Annotated in this window: 20 protein-coding genes and 2 tRNA genes; 7 read left to right on the top strand and 15 right to left on the bottom strand. The window is 68.6% G+C overall.

The genetic code is table 11. The features are described from left to right. Positions 1-36: 36 nt before the first annotated feature. Together AC3ENX_RS01385 and AC3ENX_RS01380 are read left to right on the top strand one after the other, a co-directional pair. Positions 37-1,320: a S1C family serine protease gene (locus AC3ENX_RS01385; RefSeq protein ID WP_434810054.1), complete on the top strand. Its 1,284-nt coding sequence runs from the start codon at positions 37-39 to the stop codon at positions 1,318-1,320. Between the two features lie 98 nt (positions 1,321-1,418). Continuing rightward, entirely contained in the window at positions 1,419-2,939 is a 1,521-nt protein-coding gene (locus AC3ENX_RS01380; protein ID WP_434810053.1) for a serine/threonine-protein kinase, read from the top strand. On the opposite strand, the gene AC3ENX_RS01375 is transcribed toward AC3ENX_RS01380, so the two are convergent. Together AC3ENX_RS01375 and AC3ENX_RS01370 are read right to left on the bottom strand one after the other, a co-directional pair. Then, complete coding sequence (locus AC3ENX_RS01375; RefSeq protein WP_434810052.1) at positions 2,848-3,423, bottom strand: isochorismatase family protein; 576 nt, start codon at positions 3,421-3,423, stop codon at positions 2,848-2,850. The two genes, AC3ENX_RS01380 and AC3ENX_RS01375, sit on opposite strands and share 92 nt — an antisense overlap. Then, positions 3,420-5,669, bottom strand: coding sequence for an MMPL family transporter (locus tag AC3ENX_RS01370; RefSeq protein WP_434810051.1), 2,250 nt, complete (start codon positions 5,667-5,669; stop codon positions 3,420-3,422). The genes AC3ENX_RS01375 and AC3ENX_RS01370 overlap by 4 nt, the downstream gene beginning before the upstream one ends. A 59-nt stretch (positions 5,670-5,728) precedes the next feature. Here AC3ENX_RS01370 and AC3ENX_RS01365 point away from each other — a divergent pair, with 59 nt between their 5' ends. Then, on the top strand, positions 5,729-6,694 hold the full coding sequence (locus tag AC3ENX_RS01365; RefSeq protein ID WP_434810050.1) for an EamA family transporter: 966 nt from the start codon (positions 5,729-5,731) through the stop codon (positions 6,692-6,694). 4 nt (positions 6,695-6,698) lie between these two features. On the opposite strand, the gene AC3ENX_RS01360 is transcribed toward AC3ENX_RS01365, so the two are convergent. From AC3ENX_RS01360 to AC3ENX_RS01310, 11 genes are all read right to left on the bottom strand, one after another. Further along, positions 6,699-7,094 carry a hypothetical protein gene (locus AC3ENX_RS01360; RefSeq protein ID WP_434810049.1) on the bottom strand — a complete coding sequence of 132 codons (396 nt, stop codon included), beginning with the start codon at positions 7,092-7,094 and terminating at the stop codon, positions 6,699-6,701. A 62-nt stretch (positions 7,095-7,156) separates the two neighbouring features. Next, positions 7,157-7,229: transfer RNA gene (locus AC3ENX_RS01355), tRNA-Thr, on the bottom strand. Between the two features lie 74 nt (positions 7,230-7,303). Further along, positions 7,304-8,851 carry an alpha/beta hydrolase gene (locus tag AC3ENX_RS01350; RefSeq protein WP_434810048.1) on the bottom strand — a complete coding sequence of 516 codons (1,548 nt, stop codon included), beginning with the start codon at positions 8,849-8,851 and terminating at the stop codon, positions 7,304-7,306. A gap of 5 nt (positions 8,852-8,856) precedes the next feature. Continuing rightward, positions 8,857-10,008 (bottom strand): DNA polymerase III subunit delta', encoded by a 1,152-nt coding sequence (locus AC3ENX_RS01345; RefSeq protein WP_434810047.1) that lies wholly within the window; start codon positions 10,006-10,008, stop codon positions 8,857-8,859. Positions 10,009-10,113: 105 nt separating this feature from the next. Continuing rightward, positions 10,114-10,734, bottom strand: a complete 621-nt coding sequence (tmk, locus tag AC3ENX_RS01340) for a dTMP kinase (RefSeq protein WP_434810046.1) — start codon at positions 10,732-10,734, stop codon at positions 10,114-10,116. Beyond that, the gene (gene topA / locus AC3ENX_RS01335) at positions 10,731-13,421 is read right to left on the bottom strand and encodes a type I DNA topoisomerase (protein ID WP_434810045.1); all 2,691 of its coding nucleotides are present in this window, start codon (positions 13,419-13,421) and stop codon (positions 10,731-10,733) included. The genes tmk and topA overlap by 4 nt, the downstream gene beginning before the upstream one ends. Before the next feature lie 75 nt (positions 13,422-13,496). Beyond that, positions 13,497-13,814, bottom strand: coding sequence for an Rv3654c family TadE-like protein (locus AC3ENX_RS01330; RefSeq protein ID WP_434810044.1), 318 nt, complete (start codon positions 13,812-13,814; stop codon positions 13,497-13,499). Continuing rightward, entirely contained in the window at positions 13,814-14,167 is a 354-nt protein-coding gene (locus AC3ENX_RS01325; RefSeq protein ID WP_434810043.1) for a TadE family type IV pilus minor pilin, read from the bottom strand. The genes AC3ENX_RS01330 and AC3ENX_RS01325 overlap by 1 nt, the downstream gene beginning before the upstream one ends. A gap of 34 nt (positions 14,168-14,201) precedes the next feature. Continuing rightward, positions 14,202-14,417: a DUF4244 domain-containing protein gene (locus AC3ENX_RS01320; protein WP_434810042.1), complete on the bottom strand. Its 216-nt coding sequence runs from the start codon at positions 14,415-14,417 to the stop codon at positions 14,202-14,204. A 77-nt stretch (positions 14,418-14,494) separates the two neighbouring features. Beyond that, positions 14,495-15,403 carry a type II secretion system F family protein gene (locus AC3ENX_RS01315; RefSeq protein WP_434810041.1) on the bottom strand — a complete coding sequence of 303 codons (909 nt, stop codon included), beginning with the start codon at positions 15,401-15,403 and terminating at the stop codon, positions 14,495-14,497. Further along, positions 15,400-16,416: a TadA family conjugal transfer-associated ATPase gene (locus tag AC3ENX_RS01310; protein WP_434810040.1), complete on the bottom strand. Its 1,017-nt coding sequence runs from the start codon at positions 16,414-16,416 to the stop codon at positions 15,400-15,402. The genes AC3ENX_RS01315 and AC3ENX_RS01310 overlap by 4 nt, the downstream gene beginning before the upstream one ends. A 414-nt stretch (positions 16,417-16,830) precedes the next feature. Between AC3ENX_RS01310 and acs the strand changes: the two genes are divergently transcribed. Beyond that, complete coding sequence (gene acs / locus AC3ENX_RS01305; protein ID WP_434810039.1) at positions 16,831-18,795, top strand: acetate--CoA ligase; 1,965 nt, start codon at positions 16,831-16,833, stop codon at positions 18,793-18,795. A gap of 4 nt (positions 18,796-18,799) precedes the next feature. Here the strand turns inward: acs and AC3ENX_RS01300 are convergent, their stop codons facing one another. Beyond that, complete coding sequence (locus AC3ENX_RS01300) at positions 18,800-19,267, bottom strand: RidA family protein (RefSeq protein WP_434810038.1); 468 nt, start codon at positions 19,265-19,267, stop codon at positions 18,800-18,802. Further along, positions 19,267-19,482 (bottom strand): Sp36 family protein, encoded by a 216-nt coding sequence (gene sp36 / locus AC3ENX_RS01295; protein WP_434810037.1) that lies wholly within the window; start codon positions 19,480-19,482, stop codon positions 19,267-19,269. Before sp36 ends, AC3ENX_RS01300 begins: the two co-directional genes overlap by 1 nt. 78 nt (positions 19,483-19,560) lie before the next feature. On the opposite strand from sp36, the gene AC3ENX_RS01290 reads away from it, so the two are divergent. The 3 genes from AC3ENX_RS01290 to AC3ENX_RS01280 all read left to right on the top strand — a co-directional run bounded on the left by AC3ENX_RS01290 (position 19,561) and on the right by AC3ENX_RS01280 (position 23,210). Beyond that, positions 19,561-22,125 carry a transglycosylase domain-containing protein gene (locus AC3ENX_RS01290; RefSeq protein WP_434810036.1) on the top strand — a complete coding sequence of 855 codons (2,565 nt, stop codon included), beginning with the start codon at positions 19,561-19,563 and terminating at the stop codon, positions 22,123-22,125. Between the two features lie 32 nt (positions 22,126-22,157). After that, on the top strand, positions 22,158-23,084 hold the full coding sequence (locus AC3ENX_RS01285) for a metallophosphoesterase (RefSeq protein WP_434810035.1): 927 nt from the start codon (positions 22,158-22,160) through the stop codon (positions 23,082-23,084). Positions 23,085-23,133: 49 nt separating this feature from the next. Then, positions 23,134-23,210, top strand: a tRNA-Pro gene (locus AC3ENX_RS01280). The last annotated feature ends 44 nt before the right edge of the window (positions 23,211-23,254 follow it).

Here is a 23,254-nt window from a genome sequence, read left to right as displayed (position 1 = left end):
ATGGTGACATGGGGACATCGCAGGAGAGGACCCGCAATGTCGAACATCACCCCCGAAGCCACCGACGTCGCCGCCGGCACCGGAGCATCGACGAAGCCGACGCCCCAGCCGTGGTACCGCCGGCGGCTCCCCTTCGCGTGTGCCGCAGGCGCCCTCGTGATCGCGGGGGCGGCGATCGCGATTCCGCTCACCGCCAGTGCGTCGTCGGGATCGAGCACGAGTTCGGCCGTCGCTGTGCCGTCTGCTGTCGAGGACAGCACGACGGCGGAAGAGGTGCCGTCGTTCGACGACCAGCGCGCATTGCCCGGATCCGGTGGACCCGGATCGCAGCAGGGTGGCACCAGCGGATCGACCACGACCGAGGCGACCGCAGCGGATGCCGAGGAGTCGGTCGGCGTGGTCATCATCGAGACCGTCCTCGGCTATCAGGAGGCCGAAGCGGCGGGCACCGGCATGGTCCTCACGAGCGACGGCCTCATCCTCACCAACAACCACGTCATCGACGACTCCACCGAGATCACGGTGACCATCGCCAGCACGGGCGAGACGTACACGGCGACGCTCGTCGGCGCAGACGCCGAGAACGACGTCGCGTTGCTGCAAATCGACGATGCGTCCGGACTTGAGACCGTGACACTCGACACCGACGCCGAGTCGATCGGCGACGCCGTGACCGCCGTCGGAAACGCCGACGGGGGCGGTGTGCTGATGGCCGCGGACGGCGAGATCACCGATCTCGAATCGACCGTCACGACCTCTTCCCCTGCCACGACCGAGGGCGAGTCGCTCGACGGGATGATCGAAATCGTCGCGGACGTCGTCTCGGGCGACTCCGGCGGCGCGCTGCTCGACAGCGACGGCGAGGTCATCGGCATGACCACGGCGGCATCCGTCGGCAGCGCGACGACCGTCGCCTATGCCGTCCCGATCGAAGACGCCCTGAGCATCGTCGAGCAGATCCTCGCCGGCGACGAATCGGGCACCGTCACGATCGGCGCGCCCGCCTTCCTCGGCGTGCAGATCGCCGAGCAGGCCACCGCGGGGCCGGGATACGGACGCGGACCATCGTCGGACCAGCAGAGCACCGAGTCGAGCGGCGCCGAGATCGGGGGCGTCATCGACGGCACACCCGCCGCCGACGCAGGGCTCGAAGCAGGCGATGTCATCACGGCCGTCGACGGCACGAGCGTCACCGACGGGGACGCGCTCTCGACCCTCGTCGCTGGCTACGACCCCGGCGACACCGTCACGATCACCTGGACCGACACCGCCGGCGAGACCCACACCGCGGATGTGACCCTCATGGTCGGCCCCGCCTGAGCGGGATCTCCTGCAGCTGCGCGGGATCGGAGACCGGTCCCGCGCAGCTGTGACGGGTATCGTGGCGGGATGCCCACGAACGCACGCCGTCACCGATGATGTCCGACGCGCCCGGCGACGACGACATCACCACCGGCACGGTTCTCGATGACCGGTACCGGCTCGTCGAACGCATCGGTGCGGGCGGGATGGCTCGGGTGTACAGGGCAGACGACCTCGCACTCGGGCGCACGGTCGCCGTCAAAGTCATGCACGTCGACGCCGAACTGAGCGCGGCCGACCGGGTGCGAATCGAGACGTCGCTACTGGCCACGCTGAGCCACCCCTCGTTGGTGACGCTGTTCGATGCCCACGTCGCCGCAGGCGGCGCGGACTATCTGGTGATGGAGTATGTCGAGGGTCCAACGCTCGCCGACCTCATCCGCTCAGGCCGCATCAATGGAGACGAACTGGCACGCATCGCCGCGGAGATCGCGGAGGGACTGCATGTCGTCCACGCCGCCGGTGTCGTGCATCGCGACATCAAACCGTCGAACATCCTCATGCGTCCCGCCGTGGTCCCCGGGCGCGCACACCATGCGAAGCTCGCCGACTTCGGCATCGCACACCTTCTCGAATCAGAGCGCGTCACACAACCCGGGACGGTCGTCGGCACCGCCGCCTACATCGCACCCGAACAGGTACGAGGTCTCCCGCCGACACAGGCGGCCGATATCTACGGGCTCGGCCTCGTGCTGCGTGAGGCACTCCTCGGCATCCGCGCCTTCCCCGAGGCCGAAGGCAACGCCCAGTTGTTCGCACGCCTCGAACACGCACCTACGCTCCCCGAAGATCTGGACACCGGTTGGCGCGCGTTGCTCACGTCGATGACCGCGACTGAGCCGGAAGCGCGACCCACCGCGCTGGAGGTCGTCGCGGCGACGGCCACACTCTCGACCAAGCATTCCGCCGCGCCGCTCCAGGCGGGCCAGGACGACCTCCCGACGACCGCCACGACGGCGATCGTCCCCGGTGAGACCGTTGCGACAGCTGTCTTGCCACCGCCGCTGCCGCCGATCGACGCCGCTCTTGCAGCGCAAACGCGCGCGCGGCGCGCCACGGTCGGTGCACCGCGACGACGCACCGTCATGCTTGCCTCGGCGGCCATCCTCGCGGTCGTCGTCGCGGCCAGTGTGTGGGCAGCGACCGACCAGACGGCGTGGTCGGGCTCCTCGACCCCCCGCCCGAGTGCAACGACTCCCGCCGCCACCCCGAGCGACACGCCGACAACCGCGACGACACCACGCGAGCCGACCGTCGACACCGACACCGACACCGACACCGACACCGACACCGGCGGCAACGGCAACGGCAACGGCAACGGCAACGGCAACGGAAACGGAAACGGAAACGGAAACGGAAACGGAAACGGAAACGGAAACGGAAACGGAAACGGTAACGGGAACGGGAACGGCGGAGGGAGGGAACGGGAACGGGAACGGCGGCTGAGCCGCACCGTCGGCTCAGCCGATCAGCCGTCGATGAGCATCAGCCCTCGACGAGCTCCGCACCTGCGTGTGCGAGTTCGGCGAGGGCTGCTTCGCTGGAAGCGGGAGCGACCCCGGCAACGAGGGACGTGAGCACCCGGACGCGACGACCGTGTTCGATCGCGTCGAGCGCCGACGCGCGAACACAGTAGTCGGTGGCGATGCCGGTCACATCGACGTCGACGACACCGTGGGCCGTGAGCAGATCGGCCACCGACTCCCCGGCATCCGTCGTGCCCTCGAACAGCGAGTAGGCGGGAATCCCCTGCCCCTTCTTCACGTGGTGCGTCACGGCGGACACATCCAGACCCGGGTCGTACTCGGCCCCGGGAGTCCCCGCGACGCAGTGGACCGGCCAGGTGTCGACGAAGTCGGGCTCACCGGCGGCGAAGTGGCCGCCGTTGTCGCCGTCGGCGTCATGCCAGTCACGCGACGCGACGATGATCGCATACTCCGACGCGTGGGCGGCCAGGTGCGCCGTGATCGCTTCGGCGACCGCGTCACCGCCGTCGACCCCGAGCGCACCGCCCTCGGTGAAGTCGTTCTGGACGTCGACGATGAACAGCGCGCGGGTCATTCCTCGAGCGTACGCCGGTACTCGGCGCGGGTCATCTCCTCGACGTCCTCGGTGTGGGCGTGTTCGGCATGCGCCACCGCGGTGTCGTTGCGCCACAGCTTGGACGGCCACCAGATCGCACGCCCGATGTCGTACGCGACCGCAGGCACGAGGAGCGAGCGCACGACGAACGTGTCGAGCAGCACACCGAACGCGACGATGAACGCCAACTGCGCGAGGAACAGGATCGGGATGACACCGAGCGCGGCGAAGGTCGCAGCGAGCACGAGCCCCGCCGAGGTGATCACTCCCCCGGTCGCCACGAGCCCTCGGAGGATGCCGGAGCGTGTGCCGTGGCGCAGCGACTCCTCACGCACCCGCGACATCAGGAAGATGTTGTAGTCGACGCCGAGCGCCACCAGGAAGACGAAGCCGTACAGCGGCACGGCCGGGTCTGCGCCCGGAAAGTCGAAGATGCCGTTGAAGACGAGCGCGCTCACGCCCAGTGCCGCACCGAACGAGACGATGACGCTCACGATGAGCAGGACGGGTGCCAGGACGGCCCGCAGCAGCAGCATGAGGATCAGCAGGATCACCGCCAGGATGACCGGGATGATCACGGTGCGGTCGCGGATGGATGTCGTGTTCGTGTCGAGATCGATCGCGGTCGACCCGCCCACCTGCGCGTCGATGCCGTCGCCCGCGAAGGTCTCGCGCAGGCTCGAAATCGTCTCCTCTGCTTCGAGGGAGTCCGCGGCGTCGGCCAGCGTCGCCACGAGCATGACGTCACCATCGACGACGGTCGGCACGGGCGCCGCCGCACCAGGCGGCCCTGCGACGGTGTAGACGGGCTCCCCGCCCTCCACCTCGACACCGACCTGTCCCGTCGCGGAGTCCTGCGACACCGCGGCGACCGAATCGATGCCGTCCGCACCGGTCAGCCCCGTCACCGCCGCCGCGACATCTTGTTCGGCGATGATCACGTATGCGGGACTGCCGGAACCGGCTGGAAAGTGCTCGGCGAGCACCTCCTGCCCGTCGCGGGCCTCCGACGCGCCCAGGACGAGATCGCTGGAGGCGACCCCGTCGGCCTTCAACTGCAGCGCGCCGACGGTGGCGATCAGCAGCACGATCGTCGACACGATCCACACCGGCCGTGCGTGACGTGCGACGAGTCGCGCCTGCCTCGGCCAGAACCCCTTCACCGATGCGCCCGTGAAGTCGGCGGGCAGCGCGCCCTGGCCCTCCTTCGGCATGAACGGCCAGAACGCGGCCCTGCCGAAGACCGCCAGCAGCGCGGGAAGGAAGGTGAGTGCCGAAAGCACCGAGAAGGCGATGCCGATGGATGCGATCGGCCCGAGCGCCCGGTTGCTCGCGAGATCGCTCAGCAGCAGGCACAGCAGCCCGGCGATGACCGTGCCGCCGGAAGCGAGGATCGGCTCGAACGCGCCGCGCCAGGCGGTCGTCGTGGCCCGCCACCGGCTCTCGCCCGCACCGATCGCCTCTCGGAACCTCGCGACGTACAGCAACGCGTAGTCGGTCGCCGCACCGATCACGAGGATGAAGAGGATCCCCTGCACCTGCCCGTTGAGGACGAAGATCTCCGCCTTGGCGAGCCACCACACCGTGAGCAGCGCAACGCACAGCGCGAACGTCGAGGTCATGAGCACGAGGATCGGCAACAGCGGCGAGCGGTACACGATCACGAGGATGATGAAGACGGCGCCGAGCGCGACGGCCAGCAGCAGCCCGTCGATGCCGAGGAAGCCCTTCACGAGGTCGGCCGTGAAGCCCGCTGGCCCCGTCACCCACGACGAGTACCCCTCGGGCAGTTCGTCGGCGAGGGTCGTCCGCAGTTCCTCGACGGTGTCGCGCACCTCTCCGTCGGAGTCGATCGGCACGAAGACCTGCGCCGCCTCGCCGTCCTCCGATGCGATCGCAGGCGAAAGCTCCCCGACACCGTCGAGGTCGGCCAGTGCGTCCACGGCTGCCTGCACCTCCTGGAGGGCATCGGCATCCATCTTGCCCTCGGCCGTCACGACGACCACCGCGGGGATCGTGTCGCCGCCGGTGAAGTCGGTCAGCCGCTCCTGCACCTGTGTGGATTCGGCGGTCGACGGCAAGAAGGTGGACTGGTCGTTGGTGGCGACTTCGTCGACCTTGCCGAAGTACGGACCGCCGATCGCACCGCCGACGAACCAGACGGCGATGAGCAGGATCGGGATTCCGAGACGGAGCCACCGGGACGGTGTGCGAGGGGTGGTCATATCGCTAGCTTATCTAGCAATATCGGCATCGGCCAACCCCGCCCTATGCTGTGATCACCATGCTCGCTGCCGCACTGGCGCTCTTCGGCGCATTCGCGTACGGGGCCGCCGATTTTCTCGGCGGCCTCGCCGCTCGCAGGCTGCGGGCGATCGTCGTGACCGCGACCGCCGCCGCGAGCGGCCTCGTGCTGCTCGCCCTGCTCTTCCCTGTGCTCGGCGGCAGCTGGATCGCGGCGGACGTGTGGTGGGGCGCGCTGTCAGGGGTCACGGGTGCCATCGCGATCGGCCTGCTCTACGCCTGCCTCGCACTCGGCCCGATGAGCGTCCTGTCGCCTGTCACCGCGGTCGTCTCGGCGATCGCGCCGATCGTGTGGGGCCTGTTCGTGTCGGGCGAGCGACTCTCGCTCGTCGGCTACCTCGGACTGCCGGTCGCGCTCGTCGCGATCGTGCTCGTGGCATTCCTCCCCGGCGAGAAGGTCAGCCGCCCATCGGGTCGGGGCCTTGCGATGGCCGTCGGATCGGGGCTCGCGATCGGCGCCTTCTTCATCCTGATCGATCAGACCTCGGCGGAGAGCGGGATCGTGCCGCTGCTGATGAACCGCGCCGTCAACGCGCTCATCACCGGCTCGATCGTCGGCCTGTTGGTCATCTCGGCGATGCGTCGCGGAGAACGCGGCACCACCGCACTGACGGCGGACGACAGTCCCGTCGCCGCCAGCCCCTCGGGGCACGCCGATCTCGAGACGCACACGGTGACGGTCGTGGCCGAGACGCGATCGGCGACGCTGCGTGCCGGGTGGACGCTGGCGATCGCGTGCGGGGTCGTCGACGCCGTCGCGAACATCGTGCTGCTGCTCGCGCTGCGCTCAGACGGCGACCTCGCCATCGTGTCGGCGCTGACCGCGCTCTATCCGGCCGGCACGGTCCTGCTCGCGGCGATCGTGCTGCGCGAGCGCATCGCCTCCGTGCAGTGGGCCGGCCTCGCACTCGCGCTCGTCGCCGGGGCGATGCTCGCGCTGGGGTGACCCGTCAGCCCCGGACGAACATCACGACGAGCGACGCGGCGAAGCTCAACATCGACATCGCAGCGAACCCGAGCGCCATCCACGTCGCCGCGCGCAGTGCCGGATGCCGCCGCGTCAACCGCATCTTGCCCCGCCACCCGAGCCGGTAGTAGATGTCGGCGCGATCGAGGCCGGCGAGCCGCGCCGCGTCGTGGTCACTCGCGACCGCACTGTTCGCATCGCCGTCTGCGTCGAACCAGCGCACCCAGGTGGCGTCTTCTTCGTGGTCGACGAGCGCCTCAGCGCGAAGCCACGTGCCGTCGACGGCCCACACGATCAGCGCGATCACCGCGAGCAGGAGCGCGGCCCCCAGGCCGACCCACGTGAAGATCTCGAGGACCGCGTCGAGGGGGCCGTCCATGGACCCTCACTCTCGGGATGCGATTCGCGGACCCCCGATCGAAGGAGCCGCCAGTCGAAAAGAGCCACCTAAGGGAATCGAACCCTTGACCTATTCATTACGAGTGAATCGCTCTGCCGTCTGAGCTAAGGTGGCGCATGCTCGCCGGGGGCGTGCACGATGAACGATCTTACAGGGTCGTGAACGGTGTCGCGAACCATCGCACCGCGTCAGCGACAGGTGAGTCCGTCTTCAGGAACGACACCGTCGATGAGGTAGTCCTCGATGGCCTCGTCGACACAGTCGTTGCCCTTGTTGAAGCCGGTGTGGCCTTCGCCCTCACGCGTGACGAGCACGCCCGACGTCAGCTGCTCGGCAAGCGAAACCGACCACTCATAGGGGGTTGCAGGGTCGTTGGTCGTCCCGAGCACGACGATCGGATCGGCCCCGTCGGCGGTGAGTTCGCCGCGCGTGCCGGACGGCGGGTACGGCCACGATGCGCACACGTCGACGCCGTACCAGTACGGCGCGACCGTCGGGGCTTTCGCTTCAATGAGCTGCTCCGCCGCCGTCTCTGCCGCGGGGTCGTACTCCTCCGGGTAGTCCATGCAGTTGTACGCCGTGAACGCCTCGGTGGAGTTGTCACCGTAGCCCCCGTCCGGTTCGCGCGCGTAGTAGAAATCGACCAGCTCGAACGCGATGCTCGCGTCTCCCTCGAGCACGGCCGTCAACGCGGCTGACAGGTAGGACCAGCTGTCTTCGGAGTACAGGGCCGCGACGATCGCGGTCATCAGCGAGTCAGCCCCCAGCATCCGCCCGTCGCCGCTTTGCAACGGCTGTGCATCGACCGTCTCGAGCATGGTGCTCAGGTCGGCCATCGCGTCGTCGACCGTGCCCCGGAACGGGCAGTCACTGTACAGCAGGCAGTCTTCGGCGAACGCGCGCAACGCGGATTCGAAGCCGAGCGCCTGGGTCGTCCCGACCTGCACACCCGGCACCGCCGGATCGATGCCGCCGTCCAACACGAGTCGCCCGGCGCGATCGGGGTACAGATCGGCGAACATCGCGCCGAGGAACGTGCCGTAGGAGTAGCCGATGTAGTTGAGCTGGGTGTCGCCGAGCACGGCGCGCAGAAGATCGAGATCGCGTGCCGCGTTGACGGTCGTGATGTGGGGCAGGATGCCGTCGCTGCCGGCCTCGCACGCCTCGGCGAAACGGTCGTTGCGGGCGATGAGGTCATCGTCCCACTCGTCCGATCCCCGCTCCCCCGGCGGAATGTCGAAGAGGTACGCGTCCATTTCTGCCGCGTCGAGACACGTGACCGCCGAGGAGCGCCCCACGCCGCGCGGATCGAACCCGATGACGTCGAACTGCTCGGCAAGCGGATCGGTCACCGCGTACGACGCGGATTCTGCGACGAGGTCGAACCCGCTCGCACCGGGACCACCCGGATTGATGAGCAGCGAACCGATCGGCGATCGCGCGTCGGAGAGTCTGCGGACCAGGGCGAGTTCGATCTCGCCTGCACCGGGGTCCTCCCAGTCGAGCGGCGCGGTGACCGTCGTGCAGTCGTACAAGCCCTCTTCGAAGCCACGGCAGTATTCCCACTCGAGATCCTGTGAGTAGAACGGCAGCAGCTCGTCGGACACGCCGGATGTGTCGGGCGCCTTGCTCGCACGCGGAGCCGGGATCGCCGCCGACAGGCACCCCGTCAGCGCGACGGCGGCCGCCACGAGGATCGCGACCACCGAGAACGACCGCGCGCGGCGTTGCAGCACGCCCGTCACGGTGTGCGTCCGCTCGCGACAGTGATCAGCAGGCTTTCGAGGGCGAGGGCGGGCGCCGCGTTCTGCTCCAGGTTCTCTCGCGTCGCCGAGATGCGGTCGAGCACCGTCAGCGTGCGTGGGGCCTCCCACGCCTGCGCGAGGGCACGAAGGTCCGCATCGAGCTCACGGTTGATGAGGTCGACGTCGCGGTCGAACTGCAGCATCAGGGTGTCGCGGTACAGCGACTCCAGGTCGGTCAGCACGCGGTCGACCCCGTCTCTCAGGCTGCGCGTCGCGCGGCGCTTCTGGTCGTCTTCGAGGGCGTTCACCTGACCGCGGACGGCCGGCGGCACGGCGGTGCCCGGGGCGACGCCGAGCGTGCGCAGTAGCGCCTCGCGCTCGGACTCGTCGCGTTCGGCGGTGAGTGCCTTGGCGTCATCGGTGGCGAGCTGCACGATGCGCGCAGCGACCTCAACGGCGTCTCCGACGTTGCGCACCCGCAGCACGGACCGAAGGGTCTCATCACGACGTTCCCGGGATGCAGCATCGGTCGCAAGCCGCTGCGCCATGCCGATGTGGCGCTGCGCGTGCCGCGCGGACTGTTCCGCCACGGCATCATCGACCCCGGTTCGCTGCGCGATGAGGCGTGCGACGTCGGCGACATCGGGCTCGCGGAGCCGCAGCGTGCGCACGCGCGATCGGATCGTCGGCAGCAGGTCGGCCTCACTCGGTGCGCACAGCACCCACACGGTCTTCTCGGGAGGTTCTTCGAGCGCCTTCAGGAGCACGTTGCTGGTGCGCTCGACCATGCGATCGGCGTCTTCCATCACGATCACGCGATACCGGCCCAGCGAGGGACTGAAGTACGAACGCTCGACCAGTGCACGGGCATCTTTGATCGAGATGATGACGCCCTCGGTGCGCAGCGCCGTGAGGTCAGGATGGGTCCGGGCGATCACCTGCCGCATCGCAGCCTCGTCGCCCGGTTCTGCGATGAGCGCAGCCGCGAACGCATAGGCGAGCGTCGAGCGGCCCGAGCCGGGCGGACCCGTGATGAGCCACGCGTGCGCGAGGTGGTCGGCGTCGGTCGCCGCACGACGCAACTGCGCGACCGCATCGTCTTGCCCCCACACCTCATCCCACGGCAGGGCGGGTGCGGCGACGGTCATGCCCCCAGCCTACGGCGGGATGCCGACACCGCCGTCTTCGGCATCCCCAGGGCGCGTTTCGTCTCGCTGCGCTCGCTCAACGACCGGTGGTGCGATGAACGCGCGTCAGGCGAGGCGGCCTGCGACCCGTTCGCGCACGGCCGCGGCGAGCTCCGCCGGGGGCAGCGTGGCGTCGAGCACGAGGAATCGATCGGGTTCGGCCGCCGCGAGCGCGAGGAACGCGGTGCGCACCCGTCCGTGGAAGTCCGCCTTCTCGGCCTCGAGGCGGTCGAACGGCTTGTCGTCGGCATCCAGCCGGGCGCGAGCCGCTGCGGGATCGAGGTCGAGCAGCACCGTCACATCGGGCAAGGCGCCTTCCGTCGCCCACAGCGAAAGGTTACGGATTTCGTCGGCATCGAGCACACGGCCTTCACCCTGGTAGGCGACCGACGAGTCGAGGTAGCGATCCTGGATCACGACCTCGCCACGCGCGAGCGCCGGGCGGACGAGCGTCGCGACGTGGTGTGCCCGGTCTGCCGCGTAGAGCAGCGCCTCGGCCCGCGGCGCGATGTCACCACGATGGTGCAGCACGATGTCGCGCACGAGCATTCCCACCTCGGTGCCGCCCGGCTCACGCGTGCGCACGACGGTGCGCCCGGACGCGCGGAGCCATTCCTCCAGGAGCGAGGCCTGCGTGGTCTTGCCCGAGCCGTCACCGCCCTCGAACGTGATCCACAGACCGCTCACTTCTTCTTCGCCGCAGGCTTGCGGGTCGTCGTCGTCTTGCGGGTCGTCGTGCGCTTCTTGACGGGCCCCTTGGCACGCTTGTCGGCCAGCAGCTGCACGGCCCGCTCGAAGTCCACGTCGTCGACGCTCTCGCCCCGCGGAATCGTCGCGTTCGTCTCACCGTCGGTGACGTACGGCCCGAATCGGCCGTCCTTCAGCTTGATGGCCTTGCCGCTGACCGGGTCGGCCTCGAACTCCTTCAGGGCGCTGGAGGCGCCGCGTGCGCCGTACTTGGGCTGCTTGTACACCTCGAGTGCTTCGTCGAGCGTGATGTCGAGCAGCTGCTGCTCGCTCTGCAGCGTGCGCGAGTCTGTGCCCTTCTTCAAGTAGGGCCCGTAGCGGCCGTTCTGGGCCGTGATCTCGACGCCCGTTTCGGGGTCGGCGCCGACGACGCGCGGAAGCGACAGCAACTGCAACGCCTGCTCGAGGTCGACGGTGTCGACGCTCATGCTCTTGAACAGCGACGCGGTGCGCGGCTTGGGCGCGGCGGCCTTCTTCTTCGTCGCCTTCTTCGCGGCGGTGACCTCGCCGGTCGACTCGTCGACGGCGTCCTCGTCGGAGGTCGGCTCGACCTCTTGGATGTACGGACCGAACCGGCCGTCCTTGACGACGATGAGCTTGCCGTTTTCGGGGTTCTCGCCGAGCACGCGGTCGCCCGCGATCGGCGCGTCGATGAGTTCCTGCGCCTTGGCGGGGGTCAGCTCGTCGGGCGCGAGATCGTCGGGAACGTTGACGATGCGTGATGTGCCGTCTTCGTTCGGCACATCAAGGTAGGGACCGTACTTGCCGAACCGCAGCGTCGCGACCTCGCCGATCTTCGTGGCGTTGAGTTCGCGGGCGTCGATCTCGCCGAGGTTGTCGACGATGTTGCGCAAGCCGACCTGCCCCTCGGAGCCGAAGTAGAAGTCCTTGAGCCACGCCACCCGCTGCTGCTCGCCGCGCGCGATTGCGTCGAGGTCATCCTCGAGGGCTGCGGTGAAGTCGTAGTCGACGAGGTCGGAGAAGTGCTGCTCGAGCAGTCGCACGATGCTGAACGCGAGCCAGCTGGGCACGAGGGCCTGACCGCGCTTGGTGACGTACCCGCGGTCGAGGATGACGTCGATGATGCTCGCGAACGTCGACGGCCGGCCGATGCCCTTCTCCTCGAGCGCCTTGACGAGCGACGCTTCGGTGTAGCGGGGCTTCGGGCTCGTGGCGTGTCCCTTGGCCTCGATCTCACGCAGGTCGAGCGTGTCGCCGACGGCGAGCGCGGGCAGTGACTGGTCTTCGGCCTTGTCGGCGTCGCCGCGCTTCTCGTCGCGCCCCTCTTCATACGCCTCGAGGAAGCCCTTGAAGGTGTAGACGGTGCCGGATGCCGTGAACGAGGCGGTCTGGCCGGCGGCATCCACGTCGAGGATGACCGTCGTGGTTTCGTACTTCGCGTCGGCCATCTGGCTGGCGATGGTGCGCTTCCAGATGAGGTCGTACAGGCGCTGCTCGTCGCGATCGAGATCGGAGGACACCGACGCGGGGGTGCGGAAATCCTCACCCGAGGGACGGATCGCCTCGTGCGCTTCTTGCGCGTTCTTGCTGTTGTTGCGGTAGCTGCGCGGGTTCGGCGGGACGGCCTTGTCGCCGTAGAGGGCGACCGCCTGCGTGCGCGCCGCTGCGACCGCCTGCGTCGACAGGGCGGTCGAGTCGGTGCGCATATAGGTGATGTACCCCTTCTCGTAGAGTCGCTGCGCGACGCTCATGGCGTGCTTGGCGCTCATCGAGAGCTTGCGTCCCGCCTCCTGCTGCATCGTGGAGGTGGTGAACGGGGGCTTGGGGCTCCGGGTTCCGGGCTTCGCTTCGACCGAGACGACCGAGGCGGTACCGGCCTGTTCGATCGCGGTCGCCAGTGCCGCGGCCTGCTGCTCGGTGAGGACGACGACGGCCTTTTTCAGCGTGCCCTTGTCGTCGAAGTCGGTGCCGCGAGCAAGCGGAGCGCCGTCGAGCCGGGCGAGTCGGGTCGCGAACGAGGACTCGGCCTTCGCTGCGAGCGCTTCGATGTCCCAGTACGAGGCGGACACGAACGCCATGCGCTCGCGCTCACGGTCGACGACGAGGCGCGTCGCGGCGGACTGCACGCGACCCGCAGAGGTGCCCTGACCGACCTTGCGACGGGTCACGTCGGAGACATCCCACCCGTACAGACGGTCGAGGATGCGTCGGGTCTCCTGCGCGTCGACGAGCGCAAGGTCGAGGTCACGGGTCTTGTCGACCGCGGCGCGGATGGCGTCCTTGGTGATCTCGTGGAACACCATGCGCTTGACGGGCACCTTTGGCTTGAGGGCTTCGAGCAGGTGCCACGCGATGGCTTCGCCTTCGCGGTCTTCATCGGTGGCGAGCAGGAGCTCGTCGGCGTTCTTGAGGGCGCGCTTGAGTTCGGCGACGGTCTTCTTGCCGCGGTCGCTCTCCACATACAGAGGAGTGAAGTCGTTCTCGATGTCGATCGAGTACTTGCCGACCGAGGTCTTCTTCAGGTCGGCGGGAATGTCCTGCTTGCTCGCGAGGTCACGGATGTGCCCCACCGAGCTGAGTACTTCGTACCCGTCGCCCAGATACCCCTGGATCGACTTCATCTTCGTCGGCGACTCGACGATGACGAGCTTCTTGCCGTCTGCCACGTGGCGTCCCTTCTTCGATGCACACCATACACACCGCTGGAGGGGGAGGATGCTGGGAACCCGCACCGTTCGCGATCAGCGTGGTGGCCCCGCCCGTGCCCGGGCGCGGACGGTGAACGCTCCAGCCGACACGCTCACTTCGACGATCGCGTCGTGTCCTTCGAGCACGCAGTCCCCGAGCGCGGCTCCTCCTGCCGCAGCGACGTCGGCTGCCCTCTCGCACGGGACGCCGGGCAGATACCCCGACGCGGCATCGGCTGCGGCGAGGGCAGCGGCATCGGCCACCCCCGCCGCGTGCGCTGCTCGCCCTGCGACCACGCCGGCCGCGCCGTAGCCGATCGCGAGTGCCGCCGTCACGGCGACGACCCCGACGCTGAGGACCGACCCGGCCATCAGCGCCCCTCACCGAGGGCGCACGATGTGGCGCGCAGCGGCGGCAGCGGCAGCGCGAGACCGGGGTCGGCACTCGTGGTCACGCAGACGAGATCGCCACGCTCGCCGATGTGCACGGATGCCGCGCCTGCGACGTGCGAGACGATCTCGTCAACGCGAGCACCCGACTCACCCCGCGCCGCTGCCCGGGCACCCTGCGCGGCGGCGTGCTCGAGCCGCACCTGCAGCCCGCCCGCCCCGAGGGCCGATGCGGCCAACGCGATGAGCAGCACGACCACCGGGAGCGCGATCGCGAACTCCGCGGTCACCGAGCCTCGATCGGTCTCGTGCTCGCGCGTCGGTCGCGTGCGCATCAGCGACGTGTACATCGGCCCTGTGCACATCGGTCTAGGGCACCGACAGTGCGCGTCGGACGAGGTCGGTGAGGATGCCGCGCACCTCATCGCTGCGCATGATGATGACGAGGAGCCCGGCGAAGGCCACGGCGGCCATGGTGGCGATCGCGTATTCCGCGGTCGCCGCTCCGGTGTCGTCGGCCAGTTCGTCGCGGAAGAGCCGGGCGGCGCGACGCGCGGTCAGGCGTGGCAGGTCGTTGGTGGTCATGTCGTCTCCTTCTGGTCGGCGCCGACCGCACGAGGGCGGCGACGCGGTGTTGGTGGGCACGGCTGGTGGGGTCGTCATCAGAACGCGGGGGCGGAACCGGAAAGCACCGATAGGAGCATCGGGCCGACGCCGAGCAGCAGGAACGCCGGCAACGTGCACACCCCGAGCGGGATGAGCAGCGTGCTCGAGAGTTTCGCCGCCCGCAGCTTGCCTGCCGTCCTCGCATCGGCGCGCGCCTCGGCAGCCGACGCGCGCAACAGCTCGACGGCGGGCGCACCCGCGGTCTCCGAGAGCGCGAGGACGCGCCGGCTCGCTTCGTCGGGCTCCCCCGCATCGCTCGCGGCGAGCACATCGCACGCGCGGCCGATCGACGCGCCGCCGGACAGCGCGATCGCCAGGAGTTCGGCGCGCAGCCCCGGAAGTTGTTCGACGGGTTGCGCGGCCGCGACGAGGCGCCGCGTCCATCGATGCGCGACGAGCATGAGCGCACCACCACCGACGAGGCACGCCAGCCCGAGCGGGTGCGTGAGCGTCGCGACGATGTCGAACCCGAACGCAAACCCGAGGGCCACGGCGATCAGCGGGAGCCACGACACGAGTCGCGCGGTGGCTGCCGGTTCGGCGAGCGCGACCCTCACGTCGTCGCGCGCGGCGACGGCGTCACCATGCGCGGCCGCGATCGCCCTGAGGCTCGGGGCCATCGGCGCGCCGACGACCTCGGCGATGCGCCATGCCTGTGCGACCGGGCGCCAATCTCCGCCGACCTCGGCGAGCGCGTCAGCCACACCCCGCCCCGTGGGCGCCGCGAGGACGGACGCCGCGGCCTCGTCACCGCCGGCGGCGAGGTGTCGCCACGCCTGGACCGGTGCCACGCCCGCTTCGAGGAGGACGGCGAGTGCGCGGACGGTGCTCGCGACGGAGTCCGCCTGCGGCGTCCGGTCGGGTTCGACGCGGTCGCGGTGTCGCCTCGGCAGCGCAATGCTCACACCGCCACCTCCTCGATGCCGAGGCGGTCGCCCACGATGACGGGGCGCGCGAGATCTGTCACGACACGCGTGCCGTCGGATCGCCGTGCAACATGGACGATCGCGCCGATCGCGCTGGCGACCTGTCGCGCGACGACCCGGTCGTCCCAGCCCGCGAGCGCGCCGAGGGCCTCCAGTCGGGCGGGAACGTCGGCGACACCGCTGGCATGCACGGTGCCGGCGCCGCCGTCGTGACCGGTGTTGAGCGCGGTGAGGAGTTCGCGCACTTCCGCGCCACGGCACTCCCCGACCACGAGTCGATCCGGGCGCATGCGGAGCGCTTCACGCACGAGTCGCGGCAGCGCGATTTCACCGGCGCCCTCGAGATTCGCCTGGCGCGCCTCGAGCGACACGTGATGCGGATGCTCCAGTCGCAGCTCGGCGACGTCTTCGATCGTGACGATGCGTTCCCCGCCCGGTACGCGCGAGAGCATCGCCCCCAGCAGCGTCGTCTTTCCGGCGCCGGTCGATCCGGACACGAGCACGTTCACCCGATCAGCGATCAGACGCTCGAGCTGCGCGCGCATCCGGGGGTCGATGCTGCCTCGACGCTCGAGATCGTCGAGGCTCAGCACCTGCGGCGACGGCAACCGGATCGAGATGACGGTACCCGAACGTGCGACCGGTGGAAGCACCGCATGCACCCGCGCGCCGTGTTCCCAACGCACGTCGACGCAGGGCGTGGCATCGTCCAGGTGTCTGCCGCCGATACCCACGAGCGCGACGGCGAGCGCCCGCACCTCGTCTGGCTCGCACCGCCACCCTTCGACCGCTTCGGCACCGCGCCCGCGATCGACATAGAGGCCATCGGTGCCGTTGACGAAGACGTCGGTCACCTCTGGGTCGATCAAGTGCGCACGCAGCGGCGCGATCGCCGGATGATCGGGCAGGCTGCGCGGAATGCCGGCGACGCCGGCTCGGCGGCGTAGGCCAGTGGCGGTGATGCGGGGCAGGGCGACGAACGCTTCGGACATGGCCTCGAAGGTAGGTGGCCGGATCCGGTCGGGACCGCGCCGCAGGGCGATCGGTGGACAACTGCCCGCGGAAGCGTTCCGTGGAGGAGGCGGCGACCGTGGGACTGCGCCGGAGAAAGAGAAGGGCGGCATCCCATGGGGGGGAATGGGATGCCGCCTCACGCAGCACTCCGTGTCTGGGGGTGACGGAGGTGCCGCGATGCCAGAATCGATGTTCGGCCGGAACGAGTGTACGTTCCGGTGGGAACGCATCCAAACGAATACGGCTGTGTCGAACAGATATATCGAGTCACGGAAACCAATGGACTCCCCACTATCGGCGGTGGTGCCGGGCGATGCCCACGGCTAGATTTGCCCGCATCCTCACGCCGTCTGCGCCGTCGCAGCCGGCGACCGACGCAAGGGAGCGCCACGATGAGCAGCCAGATCGACCACCTGCTGAACGAAGACCGCCGATTCGCACCGTCAGCCGACTTCGCCGCAAATGCCGTCGCCGACGCCTCGCTCTACGCGCAGGCGACCGAAGACCGTGAGGCGTTCTGGGGCGAGCAGGCTCGGGCGCTGCACTGGCACACGCCGTTCACGAAGGTGCTCGACTGGTCCAACCCGCCGTTCGCCGAATGGTTCGCCGACGGCGAGCTCAACGTCGCATACAACTGCCTCGATCGTCACGTCGAGGCCGGCAACGGCGATCGCGTCGCGCTGCTGTGGGAAGGCGAGCCCGGCGACGAGCGCCGCGTCACGTATGCCGAACTCACCGACGAGGTCAAGCGCGCCGCCAACGTCCTCACCGATCTGGGCGTCGAGGCGGGAGACCGCGTCGCGATCTACATGCCGATGATCCCCGAAGCGATCGCCGCGATGCTCGCCGTGGCGCGGATCGGCGCCATCCACTCCGTCATCTTCGGCGGCTTCTCCGCAGACAGCCTGCGCTCGCGCATCGACGACGCCGGCGCCAAGCTCGTCATCACTGCCGACGGCGGCTACCGCAAGGGCAAGGTCTCGCCGCTGAAGACCGCCGTCGACCAGGCGCTCGCAGACCGCGGCAACGGCCCGCAGGAAAGCGTCGAGCACGTCCTCGTGGTGCGCCGGGGAGAGAACGAGGTCGCCTGGACAGAGGGTCGCGACCACTGGTGGCACGACGTCGTTCCCGCCGCGTCGGCCGACCACGAAGCGCAGCCGTTCCCCGCGGAGAACCCGCTGTTCATCCTGTACACCTCCGGCACGACAGGAAAGCCCAAGGGCATCCTGCACACGTCGGGCGGCTACCTCACACAGGCGGCCTTCACGAACAAGGTCGTCCACGACATCCACCCCGAAACCGACGTGTTCTGGTGCACCGCCGACATCGGCTGGATCACGGGCCACTCCTATGTCACGTACGGCCCGCTCGCGAACGGTGCGACGCAGGTGCTGTACGAAGGCACGCCCGACACCCCCCACCCGGGGCGCTGGTGGGAGATCGTCGAGAAGTACGGTGTGACCGTCCTGTACACGGCGCCGACCGCGATCCGTTCGTTCATGAAGCAGGGTCGCGCCATCCCGAAGAAGTTCGACTTGTCGTCGCTCCGCCTGCTCGGTTCTGTCGGCGAACCCATCAACCCCGAAGCCTGGATCTGGTACCGCGAGATCATCGGGGCCGGTGTGGCACCGATCGTGGACACGTGGTGGCAGACCGAGACCGGCTCGATCATGGTCTCCGCCCTCCCCGGCGTCACCGAGACCAAGCCCGGATCGGCGCAGGTACCGCTGCCCGGCATCGGCGTCGACGTGGTGGACGAATCCGGCGAGCACGTCGGCAACGGCAACGGCGGCCTGCTCGTGCTCACCCAGCCGTGGCCGAGCATGCTGCGGGGCATCTGGGGCGACCCGGAGCGCTTCAAGGAGACGTACTGGGAGAAGTTCGAGAAGCAGGGCTACTACTTCGCCGGGGACGGTGCCCGCCTCGACGACGACGGCGACGTCTGGTTCCTCGGTCGCGTCGACGACGTCATGAACGTCTCAGGACACCGACTGTCGACCACCGAGATCGAGTCCGCCCTCGTCGCGCACGAGGCGACGGCCGAGGCGGCCGTCGTCGGCGCATCGGACGAGACGACCGGTCAGGCCGTGGTGGCGTTCGTCATCTTGAAGCAGAGCTTCCTCGACGCGCACTCCCCCGAAGGCCTCGCCGACGCACTGCGCACGTGGGTGGGCGAGCAGATCGGACCGATCGCGCGCCCCCGCGACGTCTACATCGTGGGAGAGCTGCCCAAGACCCGCTCGGGCAAGATCATGCGCCGTCTGCTGCGCGACGTCGCCGAGGGCCGCGAGGTCGGCGACACGACGACCCTGGCCGACACCGCCGTCATGAGCATCATCAGCACCCAGGTGAAGTAGGGCGTCAACGGGTCGCGAAGACGACCTCGACCTCGACCGGGCTGTCCAGCGGCAGCACCGGCACACCGACGGCGGAGCGGGCGTGGCGTCCCGCTTCGCCGAAGATCTCGCCGAGCACTTCGCTGGCACCGTTGATGACGCCGGGCTGCCCGGTGAACTCGGGAACGGATGAGACGAAGCCGGTGACCTTGACGACGCCGATGAGGTTGTCGACGCTCCCCGCAATGTCGGCGGCAGCGGCGATCGCGTTCAGCGCGCACTGGCGTGCGTACGTCTTCGCATCGGCGGGCGTGACGAGCCCCTCGCCCTCACCGACCTTGCCGGTCGCGGGCAGGGCGCCGGCGATCATGGGCAGCTGCCCGGAGGTGTAGACGAGATCGCCGTGGGAGATGGCGGGAATGTAGGCCGCGACCGGGGGAACCACCGCCGGAAGTTCGATGCCGAGTTCGGCCAGGCGCTGCGAGGCGAGCATCACGCCTCCCCGAACTGCTGCGCGGCCTGCGCGGCGGCACCGAGGCCGGCGTTGGCGGCACCGGCGCCGGACGGGCGCTTGAAGTAGCCGACGAGGCCGCCTTCCGGGCCGGGCACCACCTGCACGAGTTCCCACCCTTGCTTGCCCCAATTGTTGAGGATCGCGGCGGTGTTGTGGATCAGCAGAGGCGTGGTCATGTACTCCCACGTGGTCATCGCGGCTCCTGTTTTCTCTGTCGCGGCATGCGGGAGCGCACCAGGCTTCGCCCAGCAATCTCCCCTACCATCAAGCCTATGCCCCACAAGAAACGGACGGCCAGCGGTGTGCTCGGAGGTCTACTCGGTCTGACCGCGCTCAGCGCGATCGCCGGTGTCCTCGTCACCGCAACGGTCACCCCCGCCCTGGCCGTCTCGGGCTACGCGGCATCCAGCGCCATCACGATGTTCGACAAGATGCCGAGCTACCTCGAGATCGACAAGCTCATGCTGCCGACCGAGATCTACGTGCTGGACGAAGACGATGAGTACGTCAAGCTCACCGAGTTCTACGACCAGAACCGCATCCCCGTCACGTTCGACCAGGTCAACCCGGTCATGTACGACGCGATCCTCTCCAGTGAGGACAAGAACTTCTACTCGCACGGCGGCGTCGACCTCGTCGGCACCCTCGGCGCGCTTGCCGAGGGCGAAGGTCGCGGTGGTTCGTCTATCACGCAGCAGTACGTGAAGAACGTGCTGCAGCAGAACTGCGAGTTCCAGGCGGTGAACCAGGACGAGGTCGACGCCTGCTTCGCGCAGACGACCGTCTCGGTGGGCGCCGACGGCTACAAGCGCAAGCTGCAGGAGATGCGCTACGCGATCCAACTCGAGAAGGAGTACTCGAAGGACGAGATCCTCATCGGGTACCTCAACATCGCATCGTTCGGCGGCAGCGTCTACGGCATCGGCGCGGCGGCCCAGTACTACTTCAGCAAGAGCGCGAAGAACCTGACGATCGCCGAAGCGGCCACGATCGCGGGCATGGTGCAGGAGCCGAACAAGTTCCGCATCGACATCGAGGACAGCGAAACCAACGGCGCTGAGAACGGCTATGCGCTGACCACGGATCGTCGCGACTACGTGCTGCGGCGCATGCTCGAAGACGGAAAGATCACGCAGGAAGAGCACGACGAGGCTCGAGCGAGCGAGATCACCCCGAAGATCACCGAGCGCGAGCAGGGGTGTGACCAGGCCGACGGCGCGAAGTTCTTCTGCGACTACGTCACGTCGATCATCGCCAGCGACACTGCCTTCGGCGAGACAGACGACGACCGCAAGGCGGCCCTCCGTCGTGGCGGCCTGAAGATCTACACGACGCTCGATTACGACCTGCAGAAGACCGCGAACGAGGCGATCGACATCGTCCCCGCCAACCGCGACGACATCAACCTCGGCGCCTCCGGCATCCAGGTCGAGGTCGGCACCGGCCGCATCCTGTCGATGGTGCAGAACCGGCCGTACGAGGCTGCGGCAACGGAGGATGACGGCAAGACGACGGCTGTCAATTACAACGTCCGCCGGCAGAGCAACGGCGGTGGCCACTCGGCCGGGTCGACGTACAAGCTCTTCAGCCTGCTGAACTGGATGGAGCAGGGACACTCGGTCAACGAGTTCGTGAACGGCCGCGTCGGCACGAAGACCGTCGAGACCTGCGACGGCGCGACCGCCACCGTCGAGGCGAACAACAACGGCGGCATCGGCAACTTCGAGAGGAACCCCGGCTACACCGGCACGGTCGCCCGCTTCACGAAGGACTCACTCAACTCGGGCTTCTTCGCGATGGCCGAGCAGATCTCCGTCTGCACCACGAATCAGCTCGCGATGAAGCTCGGAGTCAGGCTCGACAACGGTGGAGCACTCGACCAGAACAACTATCCGTTCAACGTGCTCGGTGACCAGGCGGTCGCCCCGCTCGACATGGCGCAGGCCTATGCGACGGTCGCTTCAGGCGGCATCTACTGCGAGCCGAAGTCGATCGACCGGGTCGTCAACGCGCAGGGCGAAGAGCAGGCGATCCCTGAGACGAAGTGCGAGCGCGTGCTGAGCGAAGCCGTCGCGAACACCGCGGCCTTCGTGCTCGAAGACGTCATGAACGGCACGGCTGTCGGCGCCAAGACGTACGACGGCACCCCGATCTTCGGCAAGACCGGCATCCACGAGTACATCCATACCTGGATGGACGGATCATCGACCGAGGTCACGACGGTCGTGTGGGTCGGCAACGTCATCGGCACCAAGAAGCTCAACAACTACTACGAGGCTGGCTGGACGCTCTCTCGCATCCGTAACGCCATCTGGCCCGACATGCAGCGCGCCGCCAACGCCAAGTACGGCGGCGACAGCTTCCCCGAGCCCGACGCGACGCTCACCAAGCGCACCTACGTCACGCTGCCGAGTGTCATTGGCATGTCGACCGAGGATGCCGAGCGCACGCTCGAGAACGCCGGATTCAGCGTGAACGTCGGCGCGGCAGTGGATGCCACCGAGAGCGCCGGCACAATCGTCGAGCAGAGCCCGGGCGCCGGGCGTGTCGCGGCCGGCACGAGCGTGACGATCCGGCCGTCGAACGGCAAGGGCTCGACCGTCCCTGCGGTGAGCGGTTCACCGCAGGACGCGGCGAACCAACTGCGGTCCGCCGGGTTCACCAACATCGACTCCTCCTGTTCCGAGAGCGACGGCGCCCCACAACAAGGCGCGGTCACGGGCACCGACCCGGCCGCGGGCCAGACGGTGAGTCGCGATCAGAAGATCACCATCCAGTACCAGGCGAAAAACTGCGACGGCAACGGCAACGGCAACGGCCGGGGCGACGACGATTGACCTGCGAAGCTGATCGGCGAGCGACGGCCCAGGTGAACCCCTGGGCCGTCGCCGCGCTGGGCACCCTCGGCGCGTGCGCAGCCGGGGCGGTGTGGGGTGTCGGCATCGAGCGTCAACTGTTCACCGTCCGACGCCACGACATACGCGTCTTGCCCGCCGGCAGCCCGTCATTGACGGTGTTGCACATCTCTGACGCGCACATGGCTCCGTGGCAACACCGCAAGCAGCGCTGGATCGCGGAGACCGCGGAGCAGGTGCAGCCCGACTTCGTGATCAACACCGGCGACAACCTCGGCCACGCCGACGGCCTCATCGGCATCCGCGCCGCCTTCGCGCCGTTGCGAGGTGTGCCCGGCCTGTTCGTGCACGGATCGAACGATGTCGTGGGCCCGAAGATGCGCAACCCGTTGAAGTACTTCTCCGGCCCCTCGAGCGGACACATGCGCGCCGAACGCCTCGACACGCAGGCGATGGACGACTGGTTCACGGACGAGATCGGCTGGACCGACCTCAACAACACCGCGGCACGTCTCGTGGTGGATAGCCTGCGCATCGACGCGTTCGGCGTTGACGACGCCCACCGCGATTGGGATGACCTCGACGCGCTGCCACCGGCCATCGCGCGACTCCGTCCCCGTCGACGACACACCGATCTGACGCTCGGCGTCACGCATGCGCCATACACGCGTGTGCTCGACCGCTTCGTCGAACTCGGCGCCGACGCGATCCTGGCGGGACACACGCACGGCGGGCAGGTGCGCATCCCGTTCTCGAAGAAGGCGCTCGTCGCGAACTGCGACATCCCGCTCGATCAGGCGCGCGGCCTCAGCCGCTGGACCCACGCGGGGCGGCACGTGCCGCTCAACGTGAGCGCCGGACTCGGCCACAACATCTACACCCCGGTTCGGTTCGCGTGCCGCCCCGAACTGTCGGTACTCACCCTGCGTGCCGCGCCGTGACCCGATTCGCGGGAGCGCCCCTCAACGGGTAGACTCGGAGGGTTGCCACCGGGGTGTGGCGCAGCTTGGTAGCGCGCTTCGTTCGGGACGAAGAGGCCGCAGGTTCAAATCCTGTCACCCCGACCAGAGAAAGGCTCCGCCACGATGACGAATCGGGCGGAGCCTTTCTG

The organism is Microbacterium sp. bgisy189 (assembly GCF_057707225.1).
Note: the sequence above shows the minus strand (reverse complement) of the source record. Positions and strands in the feature narration are given on the sequence as shown.